Below are 25,106 nucleotides of genomic sequence, written 5' to 3'. Positions count from 1 at the left end.
GCCGGTGTCGGCGTCAGGACAGCGCGTCGACCACGGCGGTGGCCCGGTCCTCGTGCTGGGCGTAGGCGTCCGGGAACGCCGAGACCTGCACGGCCTGGGCCGCGTAGGTGATGGCCATGTCCTGCCAGCCGGGAATCTCGAGCAGGGCCCGGTAGAACTGCTCGGCGGCGTACGCCGGGCGCATCAGGTCGGCGACCTCGCCCCAACCGCTGCTCGGCCGCTGCTGGAACAGCCCGACCGAGTCGTGGTCGGCGCCCGACCCCTGGTGCGGGTAGTCCAGGGACTCCGGGAGCACGTCGCTGGCCAGGTTGTACAGGTCGCTCTCCTGCATCGCCGTGGCCACCGCCACGACGAAACCCCGGCGGGGGACGCCGAGCTTGCGCCCGACCCGGACGATCGTGGCCGCGTTGTCCATCTGGGCCTGGGTCAGCCCGGCGACCGGCCGGATCCGGATCGGCCTCGGCTTGGGCTTCGGCTTGGGTTTGGCCTTGCGGGTCGGCGTCGGGCTGGCCGAGGGGGTCGGCGCGGGCGCTCGCTCGCTCGACCGGGAGGCGGGCAGCTGCTCGACCGCCACGGCCCGGTCGGCCAGCGCGGCCGGCCGCGGATCGCGGACCGGTGGTTCGCCGGCCGAACGGGTCTCGGCCACCGCGATGATGCCGAGCCCGCACGTCACGGTGGCCGCGAGGGCCAGCCGGAGCGGGGCCGACCGCAGGGCCGAACCGAGGCGTCGCTGGGTGGGCACGACGGCGCGGCGCGACCCGTGGCGACTTTCGGTCGAGAGGGCATCCTCCGAACGGTTGGTCGTGGGGGCTGTGGTCACATCCGTGTCGATCTTGTCCTTGCCATGCACCCGCCGAGGCTAGGCAGGTCGGCCCCGGAATGGCTCGGCCGTAACGGTGGCTTCTACCACACTTTTGGTGATCAGCTACCGCCAAACCCCATGACAGCGGCGATAGCTAACAGAACAGCCGATAACGATATGTCGGAAACGCCGGGCAATTAAGCAACAAAGGACGTGAAGAGCCCGATCGGCCAGGCGGCCTGGACCGGTCGTACCGCATCCGCCGAACGGCCGAGGGGTGGCTGGCCCGGTGGGTCCGCGCCGACCCGGACCGATCGGCGCCGTTGCTCCGGCTTCCCCGGGTGGCTCCAATGGTGGGGGTCCCGTGTCCCGGCGGCATGATCAACGATATGATCACAGACGGTGACCACACGGATTGACGCGACCGACGGACCGCCGGCGGTGACCCGCGAACCCCGCCGACGGCGCGGCACCGCGCTGGCCACGGCGGCAGTGCTGCTCACCGCCGTGATCGTCGGACACCGCTGGGTCCCCAACGTCCGGGGCGTCGGCAGCCTGCTCGACACCACCATTCCGTACGCCGTCCTCGCGGTCCCACCGCTCATCCTGGCCGCTCTGTTCCGCCGGTCCCGGACGGCGCTGGCCGCGGCGGGGTTTCCCGCGGTGGCCTGGACCCTGCTGGTGGGGCTGCCCTGGCTGCCCGCCGCCGGCGGGGGCCCGGTGCAGTTCCGGGTGACCACCCAGAACCTGATGGCGGCCAACCCCGAACCGGCGGTCACCGTGGACGCGCTGCTGGCGGACGAACCGGATCTGCTGGCCCTCCAGGAGATCGACGACGAACACCGGACGACCGTCGCGGACACCCTGCGGTCGCGGTATCCGTACCAGGCCAGTGTCTCCACCGTGGGCCTGTGGAGCCGGTATCCGGTGCGCGAGAGCGTCGGGGTGGACACCGGGCTGGGCTGGACCCGCGCGCTGCGCGCCGTGGTGGCCGCCCCCGGCGGGGACGTCGCGGTCTATGTCGTACACCTCGGGTCGGCCCGGGCCGGCGCCACCGGCGTACGGGATCGCGGCGTGCGGATGCTGGCCGAGCGGGTACGCCAGGACCACGCTCCGAGCCTGATCGTGCTCGGCGACTTCAACACCGCCACCACCGACCGCATGATCGACCCGTTGACCAGCCAGCTTTCCGACGCCCAGGCCCAGGCCGGCGCCGGACCGGGGTTCACCTGGCCGGCCCGGCTGCCGCTGACCCGCCCCGACCAGATGCTCTACCGGGGCCTCACAGCGGCCTCGGCCGGGGTGCTGCGGACACCGGCCAGCGACCACCGCGCGGTCACCGCCGGCTTCCGCCACTGACCTTCGGCCCCGGGCCACCGCAGCTGACCCTTCCGTCGGCTTCCGCCAGTGACCTTCGGCCGCGGACCGGTACCTGCCTTCCCGCTGGTCGGCATCGGACCGTCCGCCGGACGCCGGCAGGGACCCCTCGATGCCGGTTACCGGGTGGGTTGCCGGGTGCGGTGCTCGGCGGCGGTGACGGTCAGCGAGTGCCGGCTGCCGTCGGTGCTGGTGAACGGCCACAACCGGTCGGCGTACACCACCAACTCGGCGAGCTGCTCACGGGTCAGCCCCGACGAGCCGATGCTGGCCCGCACGTCGACCCGGTACCGGCCGTCGGGATCGCGGCCCAACCGGGCCTCGGCCCGTACCTGCACGGTGTGCGCCTCGTCCGTCACGTCCGAGGCCGCCTCCACGGCGGCGTGATGCAGACAGGACGCGAACGCCGCGGCCAGCAGCTGTTCCGGCGCGAGGCCGTGACAGTGCGGCGCCAACGGCGAGGCCAGTGGCGAGCACAGCTCGCCGTCATCGGTACGGACGTGCCCGCCTTCGGCGGTCGCGCCAGCCTCGTGCAGCCAGGAACCTGACTCCGCCATCCCCGAACCCCCCAGGTGACCGGGCCGAACGCCCAGTCGCGGCTACCCGGCGGGCCGGTCGCGAAACCCGGCCGCCGCCGCGGTGGCCAGGATGACCTCCGCCACCCGATCCGGGTCGTCGTACATCGGCACGTGCCCGCAACCGGTCAGCTCGACGTGCCGGGCCGCCGGCAACCGGTGCCGGGCCAGCGCCGCCTGGCGGTACGGCAGGATCCGGTCCCGGGTGCCCCAGGCAACCGTCACGGGTACTCCCGGCGAGCCGCGGAAGGCGTAGCCGCGGCCGGCCCGCGCCACCGCCCGGAACGCCCGAGCGCGGCGCAGCGCGAGGGCGTCGGCGAGGGCCGCCTCCACCGGCACCAGGTCCGGCCGGGCGAAGATCATCCCGAACGAGGCGCCCCGCAGCGCGCTCGCGGTGAGGACCCGCCGCAGCACCGGCTCGGGCAGCCGGGCGGCGAGCCGGTGCAGGCCGAGCACCCCGATCGCCCAGCGCAGCTCGGCGGGTGTGCAGAAGCCGGCCGGCGAGAGGGCGGTCGCCGAGGCCGCGAGGCCGGCCGCGGCGAGTTCCAGCGCGATCGCCCCGCCGAGGCTGTTGCCGGCCACATGTGGACGGTCGAGGCCGAGGTCGGCGCAGAGCCGGGCCACCCCGGCGACCACGGCCGGCATGTCCCGGGGCAGTCCGCCGGCCGGTACCGGCGACCCGCCGAACCCGGGCAGGTCGATCGCGATCACCTCGTGCGTCTCCGCCAACCGGTCCAGCACCGGCAGCCAGGCCCGCCAGTGATGGCCGATGCCGTGCAGCAGCACCAGCGGCTCCCCGGCCCCCCGCCGCTCGACGACCACGTCGGAAGCCATCATCAGCCCGCCTCCGAGCCCGGTTCCGCGCCCGCGGTGTGCCGGCCGAAGGTCCGGCCCAGCGCCCGTACCTCGGCCTCCATCGCCGGTACGACGACCCGGGCCGAGCGGCCGATGATCCGGTCGCTGAGCGGACCGACCAGCAGCGCCCGGGCCGCCCCGGCGACGGCGACACCGGCCGGTACGTACACCCGGCGCTGGCGGCGCTCGATGGCCCGGACGAACGCCGCGGCGCACGCCCCGACGGGGGCCGTCGAGCCGAACGGCCAGGGCAGTCGGTCCAGGGTGGCGCGGAACGTCGGCAGGTCCTCCCGGGCGTCCCGGACCAGATCGGTGTCCACCCAGGACATGTGGGCGGTGCCGACCGAGACGCCGTGGTGGGCGACCTCCAGCCGCAACGCGTTGCCGAAGTGCTCGACGCCGGCCTTCGACGCGCAGTAGGCGGCCATCCCGGGCAGCGCGGCGAACGCCGCGGCGCTGGAGACGATCAGCAGATAGCCTCGGCTGGCGATCAGGTGCGGCACGGTGGCGCTGGCGGTACGCAGCACCCCGATCAGATTCACCTCGACGGTGCGGACCAGCGCCTCGACGTCACTGGTGGCCACGGTGCCCCGGTTGGCCACGCCCGCGTTGGCCACCACCGCGTCGATCCGGCCGAACCGGTCCAGGGTGCCGCGTACGGCGGTGGCCAGCGCGTCCTGGTCCGTGACGTCGGCGGGGAACCAGGCGTGTCCCGGCCCCAGCTCGGCGGCCAGTCCGGCCAGGCGGTGCGGCTCCAGGCCGACCAGGGCCAGCCGGGCGCCCCGGCGGGCGGCGAGTCGGGCGGTGTGCTCGCCGATACCCCGGGCCGCCCCGGTGATCAGGACGACCCGACCGGGCAGTACGGACCTCACCGGTTCCCCCGATCCGCCGGGGTCGGGTCGACGCCTCCGGACCGGACCCCCGACTCTGCTCCGGCCCGGACCCCCGACTCTGCTCCGGCCCGTACCGCGCACTCGCCTCCGGCCGGTACCCCCGGCTTCCGGGCGGTCGGTGCCTCCGGTCCCACCGGGCGGTACGCGCGGCGGTCGAGCCGCCGGGTGCGCAGCCAGTAGTCCCAGGTGTAACCGGGCCACAGGGTGGAGTTGCGACCGTTCGCGTCTAGGTACCAGCTGCGGCAGCCGCCACGGGTCCAGACGGTACGGCTCATCCGCCGGTCCACGGCGGCCACGAAGGCGTCCTGGGCCGACCGCGTCGGCTCGACCGGCGTGCCGGTGTCGTCGAGCAGGCGGAGCAGGCCGAGCAGGTGGTTGAGCTGGCATTCGAGCATGAAGACCACCGAGCTGTGGCCGAGCCCGGTGTTCGGACCGAGCAGCAGCACCAGGTTCGGGAAACCGCTGACCGTGCTGCCCTGGTAGGCCCGCATGCCGCCGTCCCAGCACTCCCGCAGGGTCCGTCCGTCCCGTCCCCGGATCAGGTCCGCGACCGGCGGGTCGGTGACCCGGAACCCGGTACCGAAGATCAGGGTGTCGACCGGGCGCAGCCGGCCGTCCCCGGTGACCACCCCGGCCGGTTCGATCCGGGTGATCGGATCGGTGACCAGCTCGACGTTGTCCCGGGTCAGCGCCGGGTAGTAGTCGTTGGACAGCAGCACCCGCTTGCACCCCATGGTGTACCCGGGGGTCAGCCGGGCGCGCAGCGCGGGATCCGCGACGGCGGCCCGCAGGTGTCGGCGGGCCGCCGCCTGCGCGACCCGCATCAGGGCGGGTCGCAGGAAGGCCGTGGCGCCCAGTTCGCGCCCCCAGTAGACGCCGGCCCGGGCCAGCCGCCGGGCGCCGGGCACGTTCCGGAACGTCCACCGCTCCCAGTCCCGGACCGCCCGGTCGGCGCGCGGCAGCACCCACGGCGGGGTGCGCTGGAACAGGTGCAGCCGGGCCACCTCCGGGGCGATCCGGGGGACGAACTGGACCGCCGACGCGCCGGTGCCGACCACCGCAACCCGGCGCCCGGTCAGGTCGAGGTCGTGCCGCCAGCGGGCCGAGTGGAAGACCTCGCCGGCGAAGGTGTCCAGGCCGGGCAGTCGGGGCACCGCCGGGGCGGACAGCGGACCGCCGGCCGCCACCAGGACCTCCGCCAGCCAGGTGCCGCCCGAGGTCTCGATCACCCAGTGGCCGCCGTCGGCGTCCCAGGTGGCGGCGGTGACCTCGTGCCCCAGCCGCAGGTGCGCCCGCAGACCGTACCGGTCCACGCAGTCGCGCAGGTACGCCCAGATCTCCGGTTGGCTGGAGAAGCTGCGGGTCCAGCCGGGGTTCGGCGCGAACGACAGGGAGTACAACTGCGAGGGAACGTCGCAGGCGCAGCCCGGATAGCTGTTGTCCCGCCAGGTGCCGCCGACCTCGGCCCCGCGGTCGAAGACGACGAAGTCGTCGTACCCGTGCTGGCGTAACCGGATGGCGGTGCCGAGGCCGCCGAAGCCGGCGCCCAGCACGGCGATCCGGACGCTGTGCCGCTGCGGGTGAACCATCCGGGCGACTCCTCGACGCCGGCGGTGCGGTACCGGCGGTACCGCCGAACACCGGCAAGTTACCACTGGGTAGGCAGAGGTGGAAGGGGGTTAAGCAGGGGCCCCTTCTATACAAAAAGCGATAACAAGGTGCCCTTCCTTTCATCGGGGGCGTGCACAGCTGATACACAGGTTGGGGCGGGGTGCCACACAGCCGGGCCCAGCATCCTGGAGGGCATGGTCATGAACGGGCGAACCGCGACCGGGCACCTCGAACTGCGCCGCCCGGACGGTGGGGCCGTCCGGGTGCTGGTGGTGGACGACGAGGCGACGCTGACCGACCTGCTCTCGATGGCGCTGCGGTACGAGGGTTGGGACGTCCGCAGCGCCGGCACCGGTACGGTCGCCGTACGCACCGCCCGCCAGTTCCAGCCCGACGCCGTGGTGCTCGACGTGATGCTGCCCGACTTCGACGGACTGGAGGTGCTGCGGCGGCTGCGCGAGCACAGTCCGGGCGTACCGGTGCTGTTCCTGACCGCGCGGGACGCGGTGGAGGAGCGGATCGCCGGGCTGACCGCCGGCGGCGACGACTACGTCACCAAGCCGTTCAGCCTGGAGGAGGTCATCGCCCGGCTGCGCGCGCTGATGCGTCGGGCCGGGTCCGCGGTGGCCGCCCGGGACGAGGCGGTGCTCACGGTGGGCGACCTGACGCTGGACGAGGACAGCCACGAGGTACGCCGGGGCGGACAACTGATCTCGCTGACCGCCACCGAGTTCGAGCTGTTGCGCTACCTGATGCGCAACCCGCGCCGGGTGCTGAGCAAGGCGCAGATCCTCGACCGGGTCTGGAACTACGACTTCGGTGGCCAGGCGAACGTCGTCGAGCTCTACATCTCGTACCTGCGGAAGAAGATCGACGCCGCTCGGGCCCCGATGATCCACACGCTGCGCGGGGCGGGCTATGTCCTCAAGCCCGCCGACTGACGACCGCCCGGGTGATCGCCCGGCGGCTGATCACCGCCCGGGTGGGCGGGCGCCGACAGATCCCCGGACGGCTCACCCGCCGGGGCGTCGCTGGCGGGTCCCGGCCCGCGTCGCCGCCGGGTCCGGCCGGTGGCTGGCCGCCGGCCGGCGCTGGTGGGCCGGCCGCACCCTGAACGCCCGGTTGCTGATCGCCGTGCTCAGCCTGCTCGCGGTGGTCTGCGTGGCGATCGGGGCCGTGACCACGATCGTGTTGCACAACGTGCTGATACACCGGCTCGACGTGCAACTGACCGCCGGAGTCATCCGAGCGGGAAACGGGCCGGAGCGGGAGCGGCCGGAACGGACCCGCAACCTCGGGCCCTGGCTGCCGCCGGGCGCGCCGAACTGGGCGGTCGCCGCCAAGCTCGTGGACGGACAGGTGCAGGAGGCCGTCCGGCTCAATCCGGAGCTGGCCTCGCGTACGACCGTCGGCATCCCGTCGTACCGCAACGAGGAACTGGCCACCGGCCGGGTGGCGGCGGTGACGGACCTGCCCACCGACGGTCTTCCGCGCACCCGCACCCTCGGTGACCTCGGCAACTACCGCCTGGTGGCCACGACGATGCCGGACGGAGCCGTCATGGTCACCGGCTTCCCGTTGGCCGACGTCGAGCAGACCGTCTGGTACATGGTGGCGGCCGAAGCCGGGGTCGCCGGTGCCGGGCTGATCGTGGCCGGGACGGTCGGCACGGTGATCGTCCGCCGGTCGCTGCGACCGCTGCGCCGGGTCGCCGCCACCGCCGGCCGGGTGGCCGAGCTGCCGCTGCACCAGGGTGAGGTGGACCTCTCCGAGCGGGTACCGACCGCCGACACCGACCCTCGGACCGAGGTGGGCCAGGTCGGCGCCGCGCTGAACCGGATGCTCGGCCACGTCGACGCCGCGCTGGCCGCGCGGCAGGCCAGCGAGACGCGGGTACGTCAGTTCGTGGCTGACGCGAGCCACGAACTGCGCACCCCGCTGGCCGCCATCCGTGGTTACAGCGAGCTGACCCGGCGGTCCCGCGACGAGGTGCCGCCGGACGTGGCGCACGCGCTGCGACGGGTCGAGTCGGAGTCCACCCGGATGACCCGGTTGGTCGACGACCTGCTGCTGCTGGCCCGGCTCGACTCGGGCCGGCCACTGGCCGCCGACCCGGTCGACCTGTCGGCGCTGGTGGTCGACGTCGTCGGCGACGCGCACGTCGCCGGGCCCGACCACAAGTGGCGACTCGACCTGCCGCCGGACGGGGTACGGGTGCGTGGCGACGACGAGCGGCTGCACCAGGTGGTGGCGAACCTGCTGGCGAACGCCCGTACCCACACCCCGCCGGGCACCACCGTGACGACCTCCCTGGCCACCGTCAGCGACCGGGCCGAGTTGACGGTGGCGGACGACGGACCGGGGGTGCCGGCCGAACTGCTGCCGGCGATCTTCGAGCGGTTCGCCCGGGGCGACAGTTCGCGGTCCCGGGCCGCCGGTAGCACGGGGCTGGGGCTCGCCATCGTGGCGGCGGTGGTCGAGACGCACGGTGGGGTGGTGGCCGTCGACAGTGGACCGGAGGGCACCGCGTTCACGGTCCGGCTCCCGCTGCTGGCCGCCGATCCGGAACCTCCGGTGCGCTTCACAGCGGACACATAGCCGGTCCACGGTGTCAGGCCAGTCGCGGTCCGCAGGCTGGCGGGCATGGATCAGCACAGCACCTCGGACAGTGCCACGGATCGATCGGATCCGGGTCACGGTGGCCGGTCGGCCGGCGGTGGGAGCGCCTTCACCCCCGTGATCGGGCTGCCGGCCGGACCCGTGCCGGCACCCGGCTCAGCCGCCCACGATTCGGCGGATCCACGCGTACCGGCGGAAGACCCGGACCGGACCCCGACCGGCGGCGTCCCGGCGGACCCGGCCGGCGCGGACCCGGAGGTGGGCTCGGCGGATGTGGGCTCGGCGGACGTGGGCCCGGCCGGCACGGACCCGCTGGCGGTGGGCCCGGCCGGGTCGCCCGCCGCGGCGCCGCGCTGGGTACGTCCGGCGCTCGCCGCCCTGCTGCTGGGCACCGCGCTGCTGTACCTGTGGGGACTCGGCGCCTCGGGCTGGGCCAACTCCTTCTACTCGGCGGCCGTGCAGGCCGGCTCGGTGAGTTGGAAGGCGATGTTCTTCGGCTCGTCCGACGCCGGGAACTCGATCACCGTCGACAAGACCCCGGCCGCGCTGTGGGTGATGGCGCTGTCCGTACGGGTCTTCGGGCTCAACGCCTGGGCGATCCTCGTCCCGCAGGCCCTCGCGGGCGTGGCCTCGGTGGGCCTGCTGTTCGCCACCGTGCGCCGCTGGTACGGCCCGGCCGCGGGCCTGCTGGCTGGAACGGTGCTGGCGTTCACCCCGGTCGCCACGTTGATGTTCCGGTTCAACAACCCCGACGCCCTGCTCGTGCTGCTCCTGGTGGCCGGGGCGTACGCGACGGTCCGCGCGGTGCAGACCGCCAGCGCCCGCTGGCTGGCGCTGGCCGGTGCGCTGGTCGGGCTGGGCTACCTGACCAAGATGTTGCAGGCGTTCCTGGTGGTGCCGGTGTTCGCCGCGACGTACCTGCTGGCCGCCCCCACCGGGTTGCCGCGCCGGATCCGGCACCTGCTGCTGGCCGGGCTGGCCCTCGTGGTGGCCGGTGGCTGGTGGGTGGCGATCGTCGAGTTGATGCCGTCCGGGGCCCGGCCGTACATCGGCGGTTCGCAGCACAACAGCATCCTGGAGTTGACCTTCGGGTACAACGGCCTGGGCCGGCTCACCGGCGCCGAGGAGGGCAGCGTCGGCGGCGGTGGGCCGTTCGCCGGGGCCGGGCCGTTCGGTGGGAGCGGCCCGTTCGGCGAGGCCGGGCCGTTCGGTGCGAACGGCGGGCGGTTCGGGCCGGCCTCCGGACAGACCGGCTGGCTACGACTGTTCGACGCCGAGCTGGGCGGCCAGGTGAGCTGGCTGCTGCCCGCCGCGCTGGTGCTGCTGGTGGTCGGTCTCGCGCTCGCGGGCCGGGCCGGGCGGACCGACCGCACCCGCGCCGGGCTGGTGCTGTGGGGCGGCTGGCTGCTGGTCACCGGGATCACCTTCAGCTTCATGCGCGGCATCTTCCACGCCTACTACACCGTGGCGCTCGCGCCGGCGGTCGGCGCGCTGGTCGGGATCGGCGTGACCCTGCTGTGGCGCCGCCGCCGGCATCTCGCGGCCACGGCCACCCTGGCGGTGGTGCTGGCCGGTACGGCCGGATGGTCGTTCGTCCTGCTGCTGCGCAGCGCCGACTGGCAGCCGTGGCTGCGCCCGGCGGTGCTGGTCGCCGGCCTGGTCGCGGCGGCCCTGCTGGTGGTGGTGACCCGGCTACCCCGGTGGGCCTCCGTCACGGTGCTGGCGGTGGGCGCCGCCGCCGCGTTCGCGGGGCCGGTCGGGTACGCGCTGGAAACCACGGCCGTCGCGCACACCGGCGCCATCCCGGCGGCCGGTCCGCCGGGGCAGGGCTTCGGCCCGGGTGGGTTCCGGGGAGCGGGCCGGTTCCCGGGCGGTGCCGAGTTCCGCGGCGGCCGGTTCCCGGGCGGCGGTCCCTTCCCCGATGCTCAGCTTCCCGGTGGCGGGCAGGTCCCGGGTGGTCAGCTTCCCGGTGCTGGGCGCGTCCCGGGTGGACGGTTGCCCGGTGGCGGTCGGTCGCCCGGCGTTCCGGCCGGGGCGCCGGGCAGCCGGGGCGGGGGGATGGGCGGGCTGCTCGACTCCCGCGAACCCAGCGCCGAACTGCGGACCCTGCTGACCACGGACGCCGGTCGGTACACCTGGGTGGCCGCCACGGTCGGCTCGAACAACGCCTCCGGATACCAGCTGGCCACCGGGCTGCCGGTGATGCCGGTGGGGGGTTTCAACGGCAGCGACCCGGCCCCCACCCTGGCCCGGTTCCAGGGGTACGTCCGGGCAGGGAAGATCCACTATTTCCTCGGCGGCGGTGGTTTCCGGGCCAACGGTGGCAGCCAGGCGTCCGCGGAGATCTCCGCATGGGTCGAGCGGACCTTCACCGCCACCACGGTGGGCGGGGAGACCGTCTACGACCTGACCGCCGGTCAAACCGGTTGACCAGACCTGACCGTGGCTCGGGCCGGCGGGTCCGGCCCGACCGGGCCACAATGGGGGCGGTGTACCGGGAACGAGCCGTCGGAGCCGACCTGCCGGGCGCGATCCTCTGGACCAGCGTCCGCGGTCCGGACGCGCCCGAGGCACGGGTACTGCCGGACGGCTGCATGGACCTGATCTGGTCCTCGGTCACCGGGCTGCTGGTGGCCGGCCCCGACACCACCGCTCAGCTGGCTGGCGGGCCCGCCGGGGAGCGGTACGTCGGGCTGCGGCTGCCTCCCGGCACGGGTCCGGCGGTGTTCGGCGTACCGGCGCGGGCACTGCGCGACCAACGCGTACCGCTGGCCGCGCTCTGGCCCGAGCGCACCGTCCGGGACCTGACCCACCGGGTCGATGCCGCCGCCGGCCAGCCCGCTCCGCCTGCGGGCGGACCGTCGGGCTCGACCGCCGGCGAGGGTCCGACCTCGCCGGGCGGGCTGCTGGTGGCCGTGGCCGTCCGCCGGCTGCGGGTCGGCGACGGACCGGACCCGGTGGCCGGCCTGGTCGCCCGCCGGATGGCCGGTGGCCGCCCGGTGGCCACCGTCGCGGCCGAGCTGGGCATCGGGGAGCGCCAGCTGCACCGGCGCAGCCGGCACCTGTTCGGGTACGGGCCGAAGACCCTCGCCCGGATCCTGCGGCTGCGTCGGGTGCTGGACCTGGTCCGGGCCGGGGTGCCGCCCGCCGAGGCCGCCGCCCGGTGCGGGTACGCCGACCAGCCGCACCTGTCCCGGGAGGTACGGACGCTGGCCGGGGTGCCACTCGGGGCCCTCCTCGCCGACCACCCTCCGGCGGCGGAGCGTTCCCCGGGATCGCATCCCTCGGTCCCCGGACCGGCCGGGCGTTAACAAGGGGCCCTGCTACCACCGAAAGCGATAGGAAGGTGCCCTTCCTTACCGCTCAGAGCGGGGCGAAGAGGTCGATGGCGTTGCCGTCCGGGTCGAGTACGGTGGCGTACCGCTGACCCCAGGGCGCGTCGAACGGGGCCAGGTGTCCGGTGACGCCCGCCCCGACCAGTTCCGCGTACTCGGCGTCCACCTGGGCCGGGGTCCCGCAGTCGAAGGCCAGGCTGATCCGTGCGCCGCCGGTCGGCGGGGTCCAGCCCGGGTTGAACGAGTGGATCGTCTCGACGGGATCCCAGGCCAGGCGCAGCCCGCCGGGCAGCGTGACCTCGACGTGCGGTGCCGGGTCGGAGTCGGCCGGGATGGCCAGTCCCAGCCGGCGGTAGAAGGCGAGCGAACGGGCGAGGTCGGCGGTGACGATGCCGATCAGGTCGAATCGTGGTGACATGCGCCCGACCGTAGGCGTAGGTGGGCGTCGTGTCTTGAAGAAAACGGACGTCCCACCGGGGTCATTAGCAACTCCCGAGGACGTCCGGCAACCCGAATCCCAGGTGACGCATCCCTCACCCCGCCACCACGGCGGGCGGCGAGGTGGTAGGTCCCATTACGGTTAAAACCTGAGGCAAATTCAATGACGAATGCCGGCACAAGCGAGGGACCACATGACGGATGTCAAGCTTGACCACCCAGGTGGGCAGCTGTCGATGCCGGTCAAGGCGGCCGTTGACGGGCCGCCCGGCATCGGAGTCGGCAGCCTGCTGAAGGAGACCGGGTACACCACCTACGACCCGGGCTTCGTCAACACCGCCGCCTGCTCGTCGGCGATCACCTACATCGACGGCGACGCCGGTATCCTGCGGTACCGCGGCTACCCGATCGAACAACTGGCCGAGAAGTCCTCCTTCCTGGAGGTCTCCTACCTGCTGTTCTACGGTGAACTGCCCACCGCCGACCAGCTGGCCGAGTTCAGCGAGCGGATCCGCCGGCATTCTCTGTTGCACGAGGAGATGCGGCGCTTCTTCGACGGTTTCCCGCGTGACGCGCACCCCATGGCGGTGCTGTCGTCGGCGGTCAGCGCCATCTCGACCTTCTACCAGGACAGCCTGGACCCGTTCGACCCGGAACACGTGGAGATGTCCACGGTCCGGCTGATGGCCAAGGTGCCGACCATCGCGTCGTACGCCTACAAGAAGGCCATCGGCCAGGCGATGCTCTATCCGGACAACTCGCTCGGTTACGTCGAGAACTTCCTCCGGATGACCTTCGGCGTCCCGGCCGAGCCGTACGAGGTCGATCCCGTGGTGGCGCGGGTGCTGGACATGCTGTTCGTGCTGCACGCCGATCACGAGCAGAACTGCTCCACCTCGACGGTCCGGCTGGTCGGCTCCAGCAACGCGAACCTGTTCGCCTCGGTCTCCGCGGGTGTGAACGCGCTGTTCGGCCCGCTGCACGGTGGCGCCAACCAGGCCGTGCTGGAGATGCTGGAGCGGATCCACGCCGAGGGGGGTGACGTCCAGGCGTTCGTCCGCCGGGTCAAGGCCAAGGAGCAGGGCGTCAAGCTGATGGGCTTCGGCCACCGGGTCTACAAGAACTACGACCCGCGGGCCGCCATCGTCAAGAAGGCCGCCCAGGACGTCCTGGGTCGGATGGCCAAGCCGGACCCGCTGCTGGATCTCGCCATGCAGCTCGAGGAGATCGCGCTCGCCGACGACTTCTTCGTGTCCCGCAAGCTCTACCCGAACGTGGACTTCTACACCGGTCTGATCTACAAGGCCATGGGTTTCCCGACGAAGATGTTCACGGTGCTGTTCGCGCTCGGCCGGCTGCCGGGCTGGATCGCCCAGTGGCGCGAGATGATCAACGACCCGGAGACCAAGATCGGCCGGCCGCGGCAGCTCTACACCGGGCCCGAGGCCCGGGACTACGTCCCGGCCGACCAGCGCTGATTGCCGGGCCGGCCGGCCTCGGGCGCCCGGCCGGCCGGGTTTCCGGCGGTGCGCCCTGACCGGCCGCCGGCACCCCGTACCACCCGAAGGGCACGTCGCCGCACGCGACGTGCCCTTCGTCGTCGTGGGCGGGCTGGGAGCATGGTTGGCGAGCCGGCCCGCTGGGCAATAGCGGGCGTACGCCGGCAGCCGCGCGATCTGTGCGGCACGGTGGCGTCGGCGTGGGGGAGACGAGGGACGACATGCAGGTCTGGCCGGGTGAGCCCTATCCGTTGGGTTCCACCTACGACGGCACCGGAACGAACTTCGCGATCTACTCGGAGGCGGCCGAATCGGTTGAACTGTGCCTGTTCGACGAGTGGGGTCTCGGCACCGAACGGCGGGTCCGGTTGCACGAGGTCGACGCCTACGTCTGGCACGCCTACATCCCGGGGGTCGAACCCGGCCAGCGGTACGGCTACCGGGTGCACGGACCGTACGATCCCGCCAACGGCCTGCGGTGCAACCCCAACAAGCTGCTGATCGACCCGTACGCCAAGGCCATCGACGGGGACGTCGAGTGGGACACCGCGGTCTACGGGTACGAGTTCGACGACCCGGAGCGGATGTCGGAGAGCGACTCGGCGCCGTTCGTGCCGAAGGCGGTGGTGGTCAACCCGTACTTCGACTGGGGCAACGACAAGCCACCCCGGACCCCGTACCACCACTCGGTGATCTACGAGGGGCACGTCAAGGGGCTCACCCGCCGGCACCCCGGGATCCCCGACGAGCTGCGCGGGACGTACGCGGGCATCGCCCACCCGGTGATGATCGAGCACCTGACCCGGCTCGGGATCACGGCGCTGGAGCTGATGCCGGTACACCAGTTCATCCACGACCACCGGCTGGTCGACCTGCGGCTGCGCAACTACTGGGGTTACAACACGATCGGCTTCTTCGCCCCGTACCACGGCTACTGCTCGACCGGCCGGCTCGGCCAGCAGGCGCAGGAGTTCCGCGGCATGGTCAAGGCGCTGCACGCGGCGGGCATCGAGGTGATCCTCGACGTGGTCTACAACCACACCGCCGAGGGCAACCACCTCGGCCCGACGCTCAGCTTCCGGGGGATCGACAACGCCAGCTACTATCGGCTCGCCGAAGAGGACCGTCGGTACTACGTCGACTACACGGGCACGGGCAACAGCCTGAACGTCCGCAGCCCGCACTCGCTTCAGCTGATCATGGACTCGTTGCGCTACTGGGTGCAGGAGATGCACGTGGACGGGTTCCGGTTTGATCTGGCGGCCACCCTGGCCCGGGAGTTCTACGAGGTGGACCGGCTGTCGACGTTCTTCGAGGTGGTCCAGCAGGACCCGGTGGTCAGCCGGGTGAAGCTGATCGCCGAGCCGTGGGACGTCGGCCCCGGTGGCTACCAGGTCGGCAACTTTCCGCCGGTGTGGACGGAGTGGAACGGCAAGTACCGGGACACCGTCCGGGACTTCTGGCGCGGCGAGCCGAACACCCTGGCCGAGTTCGCCTCCCGGATCTCCGGCTCGGCCGACCTCTACCAGGACGACGGCCGGCGACCGTTCCACAGCATCAACTTCGTCACCGCGCACGACGGGTTCACCCTGACCGACCTCGTGTCGTACAACGACAAGCACAACGAGGCCAACGGCGAGGAGAACCGGGACGGCGAGAGCCACAACCGGTCCTGGAACTGCGGCGTGGAGGGCGCCACCGACGACCCGGGCGTGCTGGAACTGCGGGCCCGGCAGCGGCGCAACTTCCTGGCCACCCTGATGCTGTCCCAGGGCGTGCCGATGATCGCCCACGGCGACGAGCTGGGCCGCACCCAGCATGGCAACAACAACGTCTACTGCCAGGACAGCGAGGTGTCCTGGATCGACTGGGAGGGTGCCGACGAGCACCTGCTGGAGTTCGTCCGGACGCTCACCGCGTTCCGCAGCCGGCACCAGGTCTTCCGCCGGCGGCGGTTCTTCACCGGGCTGGAGGTCACCACCCGGACCGCCGGCGGCCCGCTGCCCGACCTGGCCTGGTTCACCCCCGACGGCCGGGAGATGACCGCCGAGGACTGGGGCAACGACTTCGGCCGGGCGGTGATGCTGTTCGTCAACGGCGAGGGCATCAACGAGCGGGGCCAGCGGGGCCAGCGGCACGTCGACGACTCCTTCCTGCTCTGCTTCAACGCCCACGACGCGCCGCTGGACTTCGTGGTCCCCGGCGGGGACTACGGGCAGAAGTGGCACCGGGTGATCAGCACCGCCGAACCCGGTCCGGAGGACCGGACCACCCTGGAGGCCGCGGATGTCCTCCAGGTCCCGGACCGCTCACTGGTGGTGCTGGAGAGGACGATCTGACGTGGTGGTGCGCGCGACCTACCGGGTGCAGGTACGGCCGGCCTTCGACCTCGACACCACCGCCGGGCTCACCGGCTACCTCGCCCGGCTGGGGGTGAGCCACCTCTACAGCGCGCCACTGCTGGCCGCCACGCCCGGCTCCGAACACGGCTACGACGTCGTGGACCCCACCCGGGTCAACCCCGAGCTGGGTGGGGCGGAGGCGCTCGACCGGCTGGTCACCGCGCTCCGCGCCGCCGGGCTCGGCCTGGTGGTGGACATCGTCCCCAACCATCTCGGGGTGGCGGTCCCCGAGGCCAACCCGGCGTGGTGGGACGTGCTGCGCGCCGGCCCCGACTCGGCGTACGCGGGTTGGTTCGACATCGACTGGTCCCGGGGCCGGCTGCTGCTGCCGGTGCTGGCCGACAGCCCGGACGCGCTGGACGACCTGGCGGTGGTCGACGGCGAACTGCGGTACTTCGAGCACCGCTACCCGATCGCCGAGGGCACCGGGTCGGGCACCCCCCGGGAGGTCCACGACCGGCAGCACTACGAGCTGATCTCCTGGCGCCGGGGCGACCAGGAACTCACGTACCGGCGCTTCTTCGCCGTCTCCGACCTGGCCGGGGTGCGGGTGGAGGACCCGGCGGTCTTCGCGGCCACCCACGTCGAGATCCTGCGCTGGGTCGCCGAGGGACTGGTCGACGGCATCCGGGTGGACCATCCGGACGGCCTGCGCGAGCCGGCCGAATACCTGGAGCGGCTGCGCGAGTCCGCGTCCGGCGAGTGGCTGGTGGTCGAGAAGATCCTGGAACCCGGTGAGGAGCTGCCGGACTGGCCGGTGGCCGGCACCACCGGGTACGACGCGCTGACCGAGGTGGGCGGGCTGTTCGTTGACCCGGCGGCCGAGGGCGCGTTCACGGCGCTGGACACCCGGCTGTGCGGCGGTGCCACCTCCTGGCCGGAGTTGACCCACCGCAGCAAGCGGGCGGCGGCCACCCGGCTGCTCGGCGCCGAACTCGGCCGGCTGGCCCGACTCGTCCCGGACCTGTCCACCGACGTCGCCCGGGACGCGCTCGCCGAGCTGGCCGCGAACTTCCCCGTCTACCGGGGCTACCCGCCGGAGGGCGGCCGGCGCCTCGCGCAGGCCCGCGCCGAGGCCGGGCGGCGCCGACCCGAGCTGGTGCCGGCGCTGGACCTGCTCACCCGCCGGCTGCGCACCCCGGACGACGAGCTGGCCGCGCGGTTCCCGCAACTGTCCGGCGCGGTGATGGCCAAGGGCGTCGAGGACACCGCCTTCTACCGGTGGACCCGGTTCGTCGCGCTCAACGAGGTCGGCGGCAGCCCGGCCCGGTTCGGCATGTCGGTCCCGGCCTTCCACCGGGCGGCCGGTGCCCGGCACTACCGCTGGCCGGCGGGGATGACCGCGCTGTCGACCCATGACACGAAGCGCGGGGAGGACGTCCGGGCCCGGTTGGCGGTGCTGTCGGAGCTGCCGGGGGAGTGGGCCGAGACGGTCACCCGCTGGCAGGCCACCGCGCCGCTGCCCGATCCGGCCTTCGCGCACCTGCTCTGGCAGACGGTCGTCGGCGCCTGGCCCATCGAGCGCGAGCGGCTGCACGGGTACGTCGAGAAGGCCGCCCGGGAGGCGGCCACGTCGACCAGTTGGTCCGACCCGGACGCCGACTTCGAGGCGACCCTGCACGCGGTGGTGGACCGGATCTACGACGACGCCGGGCTGCGGGCCGAGGTGACCGCGTTCGCCGACCGGATCACCCCGTACGGCTGGTCCAACTCGCTCGGCCAGAAGCTGGTCCAGCTCACCATGCCCGGGGTCCCGGACGTCTACCAGGGCACCGAGCTGTGGGAGAACTCGCTGGTCGACCCGGACAACCGGCGGGAGGTCGACTTCGCCGCCCGAGCCGAGCTGCTGGACCGGTTGGACGGCGGCTGGCGACCACCGGTGGACGCCGGCGGGGCGGCGAAGCTGCTGGTCACCTCCCGGGCGCTGCGGCTGCGCCGGGACGCTCCGCAACTGTTCACCGGTTACCGGGAGGTGCCGGTGACCGGGCCGGCCGCCGAACACGTGATCGCCTTCGACCGCGGCGGCGCGGTCACGGTCGCCACCCGGCTACCGGTCGGGCTGGCCCGCCGGGGCGGGTGGGGCGACACCGCCATATCGCTGAACGTTGACAACACGACAGAGTCGTTCACGGGTCGGGTCTACAGTGACTCCCGGATCGCGGTGGCCGACCTGCTCGACCACTATCCCGTCGCGTTGCTGACGCCCGCCGACCCCCGGGGAAGGTCATGACCGAGTTCCGAGTGTGGGCTCCCGACGCCGAGCGGGTCCGGTTGCGCACCCCGGCGACCGGCGGCCACCGGCCCGGCACCACCGACCCGTCCGGCCCGGTCGGGTCCGCCGACCCGTCCGGCCCGGTCGGGTCCGCCGACCCGTCCGGCCCGGTCGGGTCCGCCGACCCGTCCGGCCCGGTCGGGTCCGCCGACCTGCCGATGCGGCGCGACGCCGACGGGTGGTGGCGGGTGGAGGTGCCCGGCGCAGGTCCCGGCACCGACTACGCCTTCCTGCTCGACGACGGCGACCAGCCGCTGCCGGACCCGAGGTCGGCCTGGCAGCCGAACGGCGTACACGGGATGAGCCGGGTCTACGACCACGCCGCGTACCGCTGGGACGACGGCGACTGGACCGGCCGGCAACTGCCCGGCAGCGTCCTGTACGAGCTGCACGTCGGCACGTTCACCCCGGCGGGCACCTTCGACGGCGCGATCGAGCGGCTGGACCACCTGGTCGAGCTGGGCGTGGACCTGGTCGAGCTGCTGCCGGTCAACGCCTTCAACGGCGAGTACAACTGGGGGTACGACGGGGTCTGCTGGTTCGCGCCGCACGAGGCGTACGGCGGCCCGGACGGGCTCAAGCGGTTCGTGGCCGCGGCCCACCGGCGTGGGCTGGGGGTGGTCCTCGACGTCGTCTACAACCATTTCGGCCCCTCGGGGGCCTACGCGCCGATGTTCGGCCCGTATCTGTCCGCCACGAACAACACCTGGGGCCGGTCGGTCAACCTCGACGGGCCGCGCTCCGACGAGGTCCGCCGGTACATCGTGGACAGCGTGCTGATGTGGCTGCGCGACTACCACGTGGACGGCCTGCGGCTGGACGCCGTACACGCGTTCAGCGACCACCGGGCCGTGCCGATCCTGGAGGAACTGGCCACCGAGGTGGAGGCGCTCGCCACCCACCTGGGCCGACCGCTGTCGCTGATCGCCGAATCCGACCTGAACGATCCTCGGCTGGTGACCTCGCGGGAGGCCGGCGGGTTCGGGCTGCACGCCCAGTGGAACGACGACGCCCACCACGCGCTGCACACGTTGCTGACCGGCGAGCGGCAGGGATACTACGCGGACTTCGGCTCGTTGCAGTGCCTGTCCGACGTGCTGACCGGCGCGTACTTCCACGCCGGGACGTGGTCCAGCTTCCGCGGCCGGCACCACGGCCGGCCGGTGGACCGGGAGCGCGTCCCGGGGCACCGGTTCGTGGCGTTCCTGCAGAACCATGACCAGGTCGGCAACCGCGCGCTGGGCGACCGGATCTCCGCGACCCTGTCACCGGCGCTGCTGCGGGTCGGCGCCACCCTGCTGCTGACCGCGCCGTTCACCCCGATGCTGTTCATGGGCGAGGAGTGGGCCGCCGGCACGCCCTGGCAGTTCTTCACCAGCCATCCCGAGCCGGAGCTGGCGGCGGCGGTGGCGACCGGTCGCCGGCGGGAGTTCGCGGCGCACGGCTGGCCGCCCGGGGACGTGCCGGACCCGCAGGACCCGGCGACCTTCGCCCGGTCCCGACTCGACTGGAACGAGTTGGACCAGCCCGGCCACCGCGAGATGTACGACTTCCACCGTCGGCTCATCGCGCTGCGCAAGAGCCGGGCCGACCTGTCGGATCCCCGGCTGGACCGGGTCGAGGTGCGGCACGGCGACCAGTTCCTGGTGATCCGCCGGGGCGGCTGCCTGGTGGCGGCGAACCTGGCTCCCCGACCGCAACGCATCACCCTGCCCGAGGAGGTCGACGTCGTGCTGCTGGCCACCGGGGAGGGGGTCACGGTGATGCGCGGCGGGGTCCAGCTGCCGGCCGAATCCGCCGTCGTCGTCGCCATCTGACCGATCCGCGTCGCGCCCGGACCGGCTGTCCCGTTTCGGCATGGAAGGCCGGGGTACCGGGCTAGCGTCGGACGCAGCCCACAGGTCGGCCGGAGGAGGGTGTCGGAGATGGGTCGAAGTAACGTGGAGCCACCCGAGGGGGCGTTGCCCCGACTGCTGGGGGTGGTCAGCCTCGCCCTCGGCACGACGGCGTTCGCCGCGCCGCGCCCGGTCGCCCGCTGGGTGGGCATCGACGACTCACCCCGGGCGCGGGAGATCCTGGCGGCAGCCGGGGCCCGGGAGCTGTTCCACGCCGCGGGCCTGCTGCGCTCCTCCCGTACCGCCGCCTGGACCTGGACCCGGGTCGGGGGCGACGTCATGGACCTCGCCCTGCTGGCCGCCGCGACCGGGGCCCGCCGGGGGGACCGCCGCCACCGCGCCGCCCGGGCCACCGCGCTGGTCGGTGGGATCGCGCTGGTCGACCTGTTCGCGGCCGTCCAGCAGTCCCGGCGTACGGCCGCGGGCTCCCGGACCGTGGACGTCCGGGCGTCCACCACGGTGAACAGCTCGCCGGCCGAGGCGTACCGGTTCTGGCGGGAACTGGAGAACCTGCCCCGGTTCATGGCGCACCTCGAACAGGTCAGCACCGACGGCGACGGCCGGTCCACCTGGACCGCGCACGCCCCGGGCGGCCGGCGGGTGACCTGGCAGGCCGAGATCACCGAGGACGTCCCGGACCGGGCGATCGGTTGGCGGACGGTCGACGGGTCCCGGGTACCGAACTCCGGCCGGGTGCGGTTCGAGCCGGCACCCGGCGGCCGGGGCACCGAGGTCCGGGTGGAGCTGTCCTACCGGCCGCCGGCCGGGCGGGTCGGTCGGGCCGTCGCCCGGGTCCTCGGCGAGGAGCCGGCCCAGCAGGTCAACGACGATCTGCGGCGGTTCAAGCAGGTGTTGGAGACCGGTGAGATCACCCGGTCGGAGGCCAGCCTCAGCGGGCTGAGCACCCACCAGCAACGTCGGCAGCGGCCCGGCGTGCCGGTGGCGGGGAGGGCACGGTGAAGGCCAACGTCTGGGTCCGGCCCAACCGGGTCGAGGTGCGCGAGGTGCCCGACCCGCAGATCCTGAACGACGGTGACGTGATCGTCCGGGTCACCTCCACCGCCATCTGCGGATCGGACCTGCACCTCTACGACGGACTGCTGCCGGCGATGCGCTCGGGCGACATCCTGGGGCACGAGTTCATGGGCGAGGTCGTCGAGGTCGGCGCCGGGGTGCGGAAGCTGACCGTGGGCGACCGGGTGGTGGTGCCGTTCCCGATCTCCTGCGGCCGGTGTGCGAGCTGCGCCGCCGGACTCTTCTCGGTCTGCGAGAACAGCAACCCGAACGCGGCCCTGGCCGAGAAGCTGCTCGGGCACTCTCCGGCGGGGATCTTCGGCTACTCGCACCTGCTGGGCGGCTACGCCGGCGGCCAGGCCGAGTACGCCCGGGTGCCGTACGCGGACATCGGTCCCATCAAGATCGAGGACGGCCTGCCCGACGACAAGGTGCTGTTCCTCTCCGACATCCTGCCGACCGGCTGGATGGGCGCCGAGATGTGCGACATCCAGCCCGGTGACACCGTCGCGGTCTGGGGCGCCGGGCCGGTCGGGCTGTTCGCCATGATGGCGGCCCGGCTGATGGGCGCCGAGCGGGTCATCGCGATCGACCGTTATCCGGACCGGCTGGCCCGCGCGCAGCGCTACGCCGACGCCACCCCGGTCAACTTCGCCGAGGTCGAGGTCCCGGTGGCGCTCAAGGAGCTGACGGCCGGGCGGGGACCGGACGGCTGTGTCGACGCGGTGGGCGCCGAGGCGCACCACGGCAACGCCGCGATCCACGCCTACGACCGGGTCAAGCAGGGTGCCAGGATGCAGACCGACCGGCCCAGCGCGCTGCGGGAGGCCGTGCTGACCTGCCGCAACGGCGGCACCGTCGCGGTGATCGGGGCGTACACCGGGTTCGTCGACAAGTTCCCGATCGGGTCGTTCATGAACCGGTCGCTGACGATGCGTGGCGGGCAGTGCCACGTGCAGCGCTACCTGCGTCCGCTGCTGGAGCGGATCCGGGTCGGCGAACTCGACCCCAGCGTGGTGATCAGCCACCGGATGCGCCTGGCCGACGCCCCCGCCGGCTACGAGATGTTCAAAAACAAAACCGACAACTGCGAAAAAGTAGTCCTCTCCCCCACCTGACCCACCCCCACCGGTCCCCCCGGTCCCCCCGGTCCCCCCCACCCCCGTTTCGCGTTGATCATGAAGTTAACTGCGGGTTTGATCTCCAAACCGTCCGTTAACTTCATGATCAACCGGGGGATGGGGGGGTGAGGGGGAGGGGAGGGGAGCGGCATTGAGGTTAGGGGAGGGGCCAGGTGTGGGCTGGTTGGTTGCTGTGCATCAGGGGGATGTAGCGGTGTAGCACCTCGGCCAGGGCTGCGGGGCGGTCCAGGTGGTCGTGCTGCTCCAACTCGTGCAGCGTCTCCACCTGCCAGGTGGCCCCGTTACGACCCGTGAGGCAGCGCTGCTCGATCACGCCCAGCAGCCGGTCCCGCTCGGCCGGGTCGACACCCCAGCGGTCCAGCCCCTCGTACGCCAGCGGCAGCAGGCGGCGCAGCACCAGTTCGGTGACCGGCAGGTAGCCCAATCCCGGCCAGTAGACCTGGGCGGCGATGCCGTGCTGGGCGCAGGCGTGGAAGTTCTCCTCGGCGGCGCTGAACGACATCTGCGACCACAGCGGGCGGTCGGCCTCGGCGAGCATCCGCACCGCGCCGAAGTAGAAGGCGCCGTTCGCCACCGTGTCCAGCACGGTCGGCCCGGCCGGCAGGACCCGGTTCTCCACCCGCAGGTGCGGCCGGCCGTGGACCACGTCGTACACCGGTCGGTTCCAGCGGTAGACCGTGCCGTTGTGCAGCCGCAACTCGGCCAGCGTCGGGGTGTCGCCCCGGGCCAGGACCTCCGCCGGATCCTCCGGGTCGCACACCGGCAGCAGCGCGGGAAAGTACCGGACGTTCTCCTCGAACAGGTCGAACACCGAGGTGATCCAGCGTTCGCCGAACCAGACCCGCGGGCGTACCCCCTGGGCCTTGATCTCCTCCGGCCGGGTGTCGGTGGCCTGCTCGAACAGCGGGATCCGGGTCTCCCGCCACAGCTCCCGGCCGAACAGGAACGGCGCGTTGGCGCCCAGTGCCACCTGGGCCCCGGCGAGGCACTGGGCGGCGTTCCAGTACGCGGCGAACTGCGGCGGCCCGACCTGGAGGTGGAACTGGGTGCTGGTGCAGGCCGCCTCCGGGGTGATGGTGTCGGCCGTGGTCGCCAGCCGCTCGATGCCGCTGATCCGGATCGCCAGGTCCTCGCCACGGGCCGCGAAGATCTGCTCGTTCAGCAACGCGTACCGGGGGTTGGCCGAGAGCGTCTCCGAGGTGAGGTGCTCGGGTCGCAGCGTCGGCAGGATGCCCACCATCACCATGTGCGCGCCGATCCGCCGGGCCTTCTCCTCGGCGGCGTTCAGGCTGGCCCGTACGTGTGCCTCGAAGTCGGCGGTGCCGGTGCCGGCCAGTCGGCGCGGCGGCACGTTGATCTCCACATTGAACTGACCCAGCTCCGTCTGGAAACTCGGGTCGGCGATCGCCGCGAGGACCTCGGCGTTGCGCATCGACGGCATGGCGTCCCCGCCGACCAGGTTGAGTTCGATCTCCAGCCCGGTCATCGGCCGGTCCGTGTCGAACCGGGACTCCCGCAACATCTCCGCGAACACGTCGAGACAGCGGCGGACCTTCTGCCGGTACCGCGCCCGGTCCGCGCGGCTGAAGGTGTGTGCCCCGATCTCCTCGCCCATGTGGGTCACCGTCCTGCCACAGTCGGTATCTCAACCTCGCACGGCCGGGCCACCGATGGGAAGGGGACGACCGGAGCATGGCCGATGTTCGATGCTCGGGAGGTTGAATACCCCGCGCCCGGGCGGCTGAATACCCCGCCGACGGGCTTTCCCGCCGGTCAGCGTACGACGTCCGTCAGCGTACGACGCCGGTCAGCGTACGACGGTGCAGGCGGCGATCACGGCGACCAGCGCGGTGCCGAGCCCGGCCTGCAACACCAGGGCGGGACCGAGGTGCGACCACAGGGTGGGGGTCCGTGGGGTCAGCAGTTGACCGGTGGTGAGGTTGACGATCCGTTCGACCCGGGGCGGCAGTTCCGGGTCGCGTTGCCGCCGGACGGTCACCTGGATGTGGTCGGCCGGTTCCAGCGCGCTCTGCGGCAGGTGGCCGTGAATCTCCAGCTCCCGCACCCGGCCGTCACCGGTGCGCACCCGCAGCGGGGTGACCAGGAACTCCGGCCCCTTGCGCAGGTCCCGGAACCGACGCTGACCGCCGCCCGCGCCGGTGCCGGCGCGCAGCAGCGTGGCCACCAGTCGCCCGATCAGCCGGGCGACGCCCGCGGTGACCAGCACGGCGACCAGCAACGGCTGATGTACCCGGATCTCCCGTGGATAGCCCTCCGTCAGCCGCACGACGTGTCCCGTGACGGGTGGTAGGGCGCGTGCCGTGGCGGCCGGCTGGGGATGGTCCGTCCTGGTCATGTTCACCACCGAGCGTCCTGA

19 protein-coding genes are annotated in these 25,106 nt (G+C 72.9%); 11 read left to right on the top strand and 8 right to left on the bottom strand.

Annotation, left to right across the window (positions count from 1 at the left end; translation table 11 throughout):
- Positions 1 to 13: 13 nt before the first annotated feature.
- Entirely contained in the window at positions 14 to 850 is an 837-nt protein-coding gene (locus tag ACXN5W_RS17200; RefSeq protein WP_473159315.1) for a hypothetical protein, read from the bottom strand.
- Between the two features lie 354 nt (positions 851 to 1,204).
- Between ACXN5W_RS17200 and ACXN5W_RS17195 the strand changes: the two genes are divergently transcribed.
- Positions 1,205 to 2,161 carry an endonuclease/exonuclease/phosphatase family protein gene (locus tag ACXN5W_RS17195; protein WP_473159314.1) on the top strand — a complete coding sequence of 319 codons (957 nt, stop codon included), beginning with the start codon at positions 1,205 to 1,207 and terminating at the stop codon, positions 2,159 to 2,161.
- Positions 2,162 to 2,298: 137 nt separating this feature from the next.
- Here the strand turns inward: ACXN5W_RS17195 and ACXN5W_RS17190 are convergent, their stop codons facing one another.
- Genes ACXN5W_RS17190 through ACXN5W_RS17175 form a run of 4 tightly spaced genes read right to left on the bottom strand, consistent with a single transcriptional unit; the run spans position 2,299 to position 6,091 of the window.
- Complete coding sequence (locus ACXN5W_RS17190) at positions 2,299 to 2,736, bottom strand: OsmC family protein (protein WP_473159313.1); 438 nt, start codon at positions 2,734 to 2,736, stop codon at positions 2,299 to 2,301.
- 42 nt (positions 2,737 to 2,778) lie between these two features.
- Entirely contained in the window at positions 2,779 to 3,591 is an 813-nt protein-coding gene (locus tag ACXN5W_RS17185; RefSeq protein WP_473159312.1) for an alpha/beta fold hydrolase, read from the bottom strand.
- Positions 3,591 to 4,481: an SDR family oxidoreductase gene (locus ACXN5W_RS17180; RefSeq protein ID WP_473159311.1), complete on the bottom strand. Its 891-nt coding sequence runs from the start codon at positions 4,479 to 4,481 to the stop codon at positions 3,591 to 3,593. The genes ACXN5W_RS17185 and ACXN5W_RS17180 overlap by 1 nt, the downstream gene beginning before the upstream one ends.
- A complete protein-coding gene (locus tag ACXN5W_RS17175) occupies positions 4,478 to 6,091 on the bottom strand; it encodes a flavin-containing monooxygenase (protein ID WP_473159310.1) in 1,614 nt (537 codons plus the stop codon). Before ACXN5W_RS17175 ends, ACXN5W_RS17180 begins: the two co-directional genes overlap by 4 nt.
- 216 nt (positions 6,092 to 6,307) lie before the next feature.
- Here ACXN5W_RS17175 and ACXN5W_RS17170 point away from each other — a divergent pair, with 216 nt between their 5' ends.
- The 4 genes from ACXN5W_RS17170 to ACXN5W_RS17155 all read left to right on the top strand — a co-directional run bounded on the left by ACXN5W_RS17170 (position 6,308) and on the right by ACXN5W_RS17155 (position 12,043).
- A complete protein-coding gene (locus ACXN5W_RS17170) occupies positions 6,308 to 7,054 on the top strand; it encodes a response regulator transcription factor (protein ID WP_473159309.1) in 747 nt (248 codons plus the stop codon).
- A 133-nt stretch (positions 7,055 to 7,187) separates the two neighbouring features.
- Positions 7,188 to 8,711, top strand: coding sequence for a sensor histidine kinase (locus ACXN5W_RS17165; protein WP_473159334.1), 1,524 nt, complete (start codon positions 7,188 to 7,190; stop codon positions 8,709 to 8,711).
- Positions 8,712 to 8,756: 45 nt separating this feature from the next.
- Positions 8,757 to 11,162 (top strand): glycosyltransferase family 39 protein, encoded by a 2,406-nt coding sequence (locus tag ACXN5W_RS17160; RefSeq protein WP_473159308.1) that lies wholly within the window; start codon positions 8,757 to 8,759, stop codon positions 11,160 to 11,162.
- A 50-nt stretch (positions 11,163 to 11,212) separates the two neighbouring features.
- The gene (locus ACXN5W_RS17155; protein WP_473159333.1) at positions 11,213 to 12,043 is read left to right on the top strand and encodes a helix-turn-helix domain-containing protein; all 831 of its coding nucleotides are present in this window, start codon (positions 11,213 to 11,215) and stop codon (positions 12,041 to 12,043) included.
- A 52-nt stretch (positions 12,044 to 12,095) separates the two neighbouring features.
- Here the strand turns inward: ACXN5W_RS17155 and ACXN5W_RS17150 are convergent, their stop codons facing one another.
- The gene (locus ACXN5W_RS17150) at positions 12,096 to 12,485 is read right to left on the bottom strand and encodes a VOC family protein (protein ID WP_473159307.1); all 390 of its coding nucleotides are present in this window, start codon (positions 12,483 to 12,485) and stop codon (positions 12,096 to 12,098) included.
- Between the two features lie 214 nt (positions 12,486 to 12,699).
- On the opposite strand from ACXN5W_RS17150, the gene ACXN5W_RS17145 reads away from it, so the two are divergent.
- The 6 genes from ACXN5W_RS17145 (at position 12,700) to ACXN5W_RS17120 (ending at position 22,705) form a co-directional block, all read left to right on the top strand.
- On the top strand, positions 12,700 to 13,983 hold the full coding sequence (locus ACXN5W_RS17145; RefSeq protein ID WP_473159306.1) for a citrate synthase: 1,284 nt from the start codon (positions 12,700 to 12,702) through the stop codon (positions 13,981 to 13,983).
- Between the two features lie 242 nt (positions 13,984 to 14,225).
- Positions 14,226 to 16,343, top strand: coding sequence for a glycogen debranching protein GlgX (gene glgX, locus ACXN5W_RS17140; RefSeq protein ID WP_473159332.1), 2,118 nt, complete (start codon positions 14,226 to 14,228; stop codon positions 16,341 to 16,343).
- 1 nt (position 16,344) lies between these two features.
- Positions 16,345 to 18,636 (top strand): malto-oligosyltrehalose synthase, encoded by a 2,292-nt coding sequence (gene treY, locus ACXN5W_RS17135; protein WP_473159305.1) that lies wholly within the window; start codon positions 16,345 to 16,347, stop codon positions 18,634 to 18,636.
- Positions 18,633 to 20,495 (top strand): malto-oligosyltrehalose trehalohydrolase, encoded by a 1,863-nt coding sequence (gene treZ / locus ACXN5W_RS17130; protein WP_473159304.1) that lies wholly within the window; start codon positions 18,633 to 18,635, stop codon positions 20,493 to 20,495. Before treY ends, treZ begins: the two co-directional genes overlap by 4 nt.
- A gap of 108 nt (positions 20,496 to 20,603) precedes the next feature.
- The gene (locus ACXN5W_RS17125) at positions 20,604 to 21,533 is read left to right on the top strand and encodes an SRPBCC family protein (RefSeq protein WP_473159303.1); all 930 of its coding nucleotides are present in this window, start codon (positions 20,604 to 20,606) and stop codon (positions 21,531 to 21,533) included.
- The gene (locus ACXN5W_RS17120; RefSeq protein WP_473159302.1) at positions 21,530 to 22,705 is read left to right on the top strand and encodes a zinc-dependent alcohol dehydrogenase; all 1,176 of its coding nucleotides are present in this window, start codon (positions 21,530 to 21,532) and stop codon (positions 22,703 to 22,705) included. The genes ACXN5W_RS17125 and ACXN5W_RS17120 overlap by 4 nt, the downstream gene beginning before the upstream one ends.
- 160 nt (positions 22,706 to 22,865) lie before the next feature.
- Here the strand turns inward: ACXN5W_RS17120 and ACXN5W_RS17115 are convergent, their stop codons facing one another.
- Both ACXN5W_RS17115 and ACXN5W_RS17110 read right to left on the bottom strand, forming a co-directional pair.
- Positions 22,866 to 24,344, bottom strand: a complete 1,479-nt coding sequence (locus ACXN5W_RS17115; protein WP_473159301.1) for a glutamate-cysteine ligase family protein — start codon at positions 24,342 to 24,344, stop codon at positions 22,866 to 22,868.
- Positions 24,345 to 24,536: 192 nt separating this feature from the next.
- A complete protein-coding gene (locus ACXN5W_RS17110; RefSeq protein WP_473159300.1) occupies positions 24,537 to 25,085 on the bottom strand; it encodes a hypothetical protein in 549 nt (182 codons plus the stop codon).
- Positions 25,086 to 25,106 lie beyond the last annotated feature (21 nt).

Source organism: Plantactinospora sp. A48 (assembly GCF_055793945.1).
This window is presented reverse-complemented; position numbering and strand designations above follow the sequence as displayed.

Coding starts and splice junctions, on each gene's coding strand:
- ACXN5W_RS17190 (WP_473159313.1), bottom strand. CDS start 2,736: ATGGCGGAGTCAGGTTCCTGGCTGCACGAGGCTGGCGCGACCGCCGAA.
- ACXN5W_RS17185 (WP_473159312.1), bottom strand. CDS start 3,591: ATGATGGCTTCCGACGTGGTCGTCGAGCGGCGGGGGGCCGGGGAGCCG.
- ACXN5W_RS17175 (WP_473159310.1), bottom strand. CDS start 6,091: ATGGTTCACCCGCAGCGGCACAGCGTCCGGATCGCCGTGCTGGGCGCC.
- ACXN5W_RS17170 (WP_473159309.1), top strand. CDS start 6,308: ATGGTCATGAACGGGCGAACCGCGACCGGGCACCTCGAACTGCGCCGC.
- ACXN5W_RS17160 (WP_473159308.1), top strand. CDS start 8,757: ATGGATCAGCACAGCACCTCGGACAGTGCCACGGATCGATCGGATCCG.
- ACXN5W_RS17155 (WP_473159333.1), top strand. CDS start 11,213: ATGGGGGCGGTGTACCGGGAACGAGCCGTCGGAGCCGACCTGCCGGGC.
- ACXN5W_RS17150 (WP_473159307.1), bottom strand. CDS start 12,485: ATGTCACCACGATTCGACCTGATCGGCATCGTCACCGCCGACCTCGCC.
- ACXN5W_RS17145 (WP_473159306.1), top strand. CDS start 12,700: ATGACGGATGTCAAGCTTGACCACCCAGGTGGGCAGCTGTCGATGCCG.
- glgX (WP_473159332.1), top strand. CDS start 14,226: ATGCAGGTCTGGCCGGGTGAGCCCTATCCGTTGGGTTCCACCTACGAC.
- treZ (WP_473159304.1), top strand. CDS start 18,633: ATGACCGAGTTCCGAGTGTGGGCTCCCGACGCCGAGCGGGTCCGGTTG.
- ACXN5W_RS17125 (WP_473159303.1), top strand. CDS start 20,604: ATGGGTCGAAGTAACGTGGAGCCACCCGAGGGGGCGTTGCCCCGACTG.
- ACXN5W_RS17115 (WP_473159301.1), bottom strand. CDS start 24,344: ATGGGCGAGGAGATCGGGGCACACACCTTCAGCCGCGCGGACCGGGCG.
- ACXN5W_RS17110 (WP_473159300.1), bottom strand. CDS start 25,085: ATGACCAGGACGGACCATCCCCAGCCGGCCGCCACGGCACGCGCCCTA.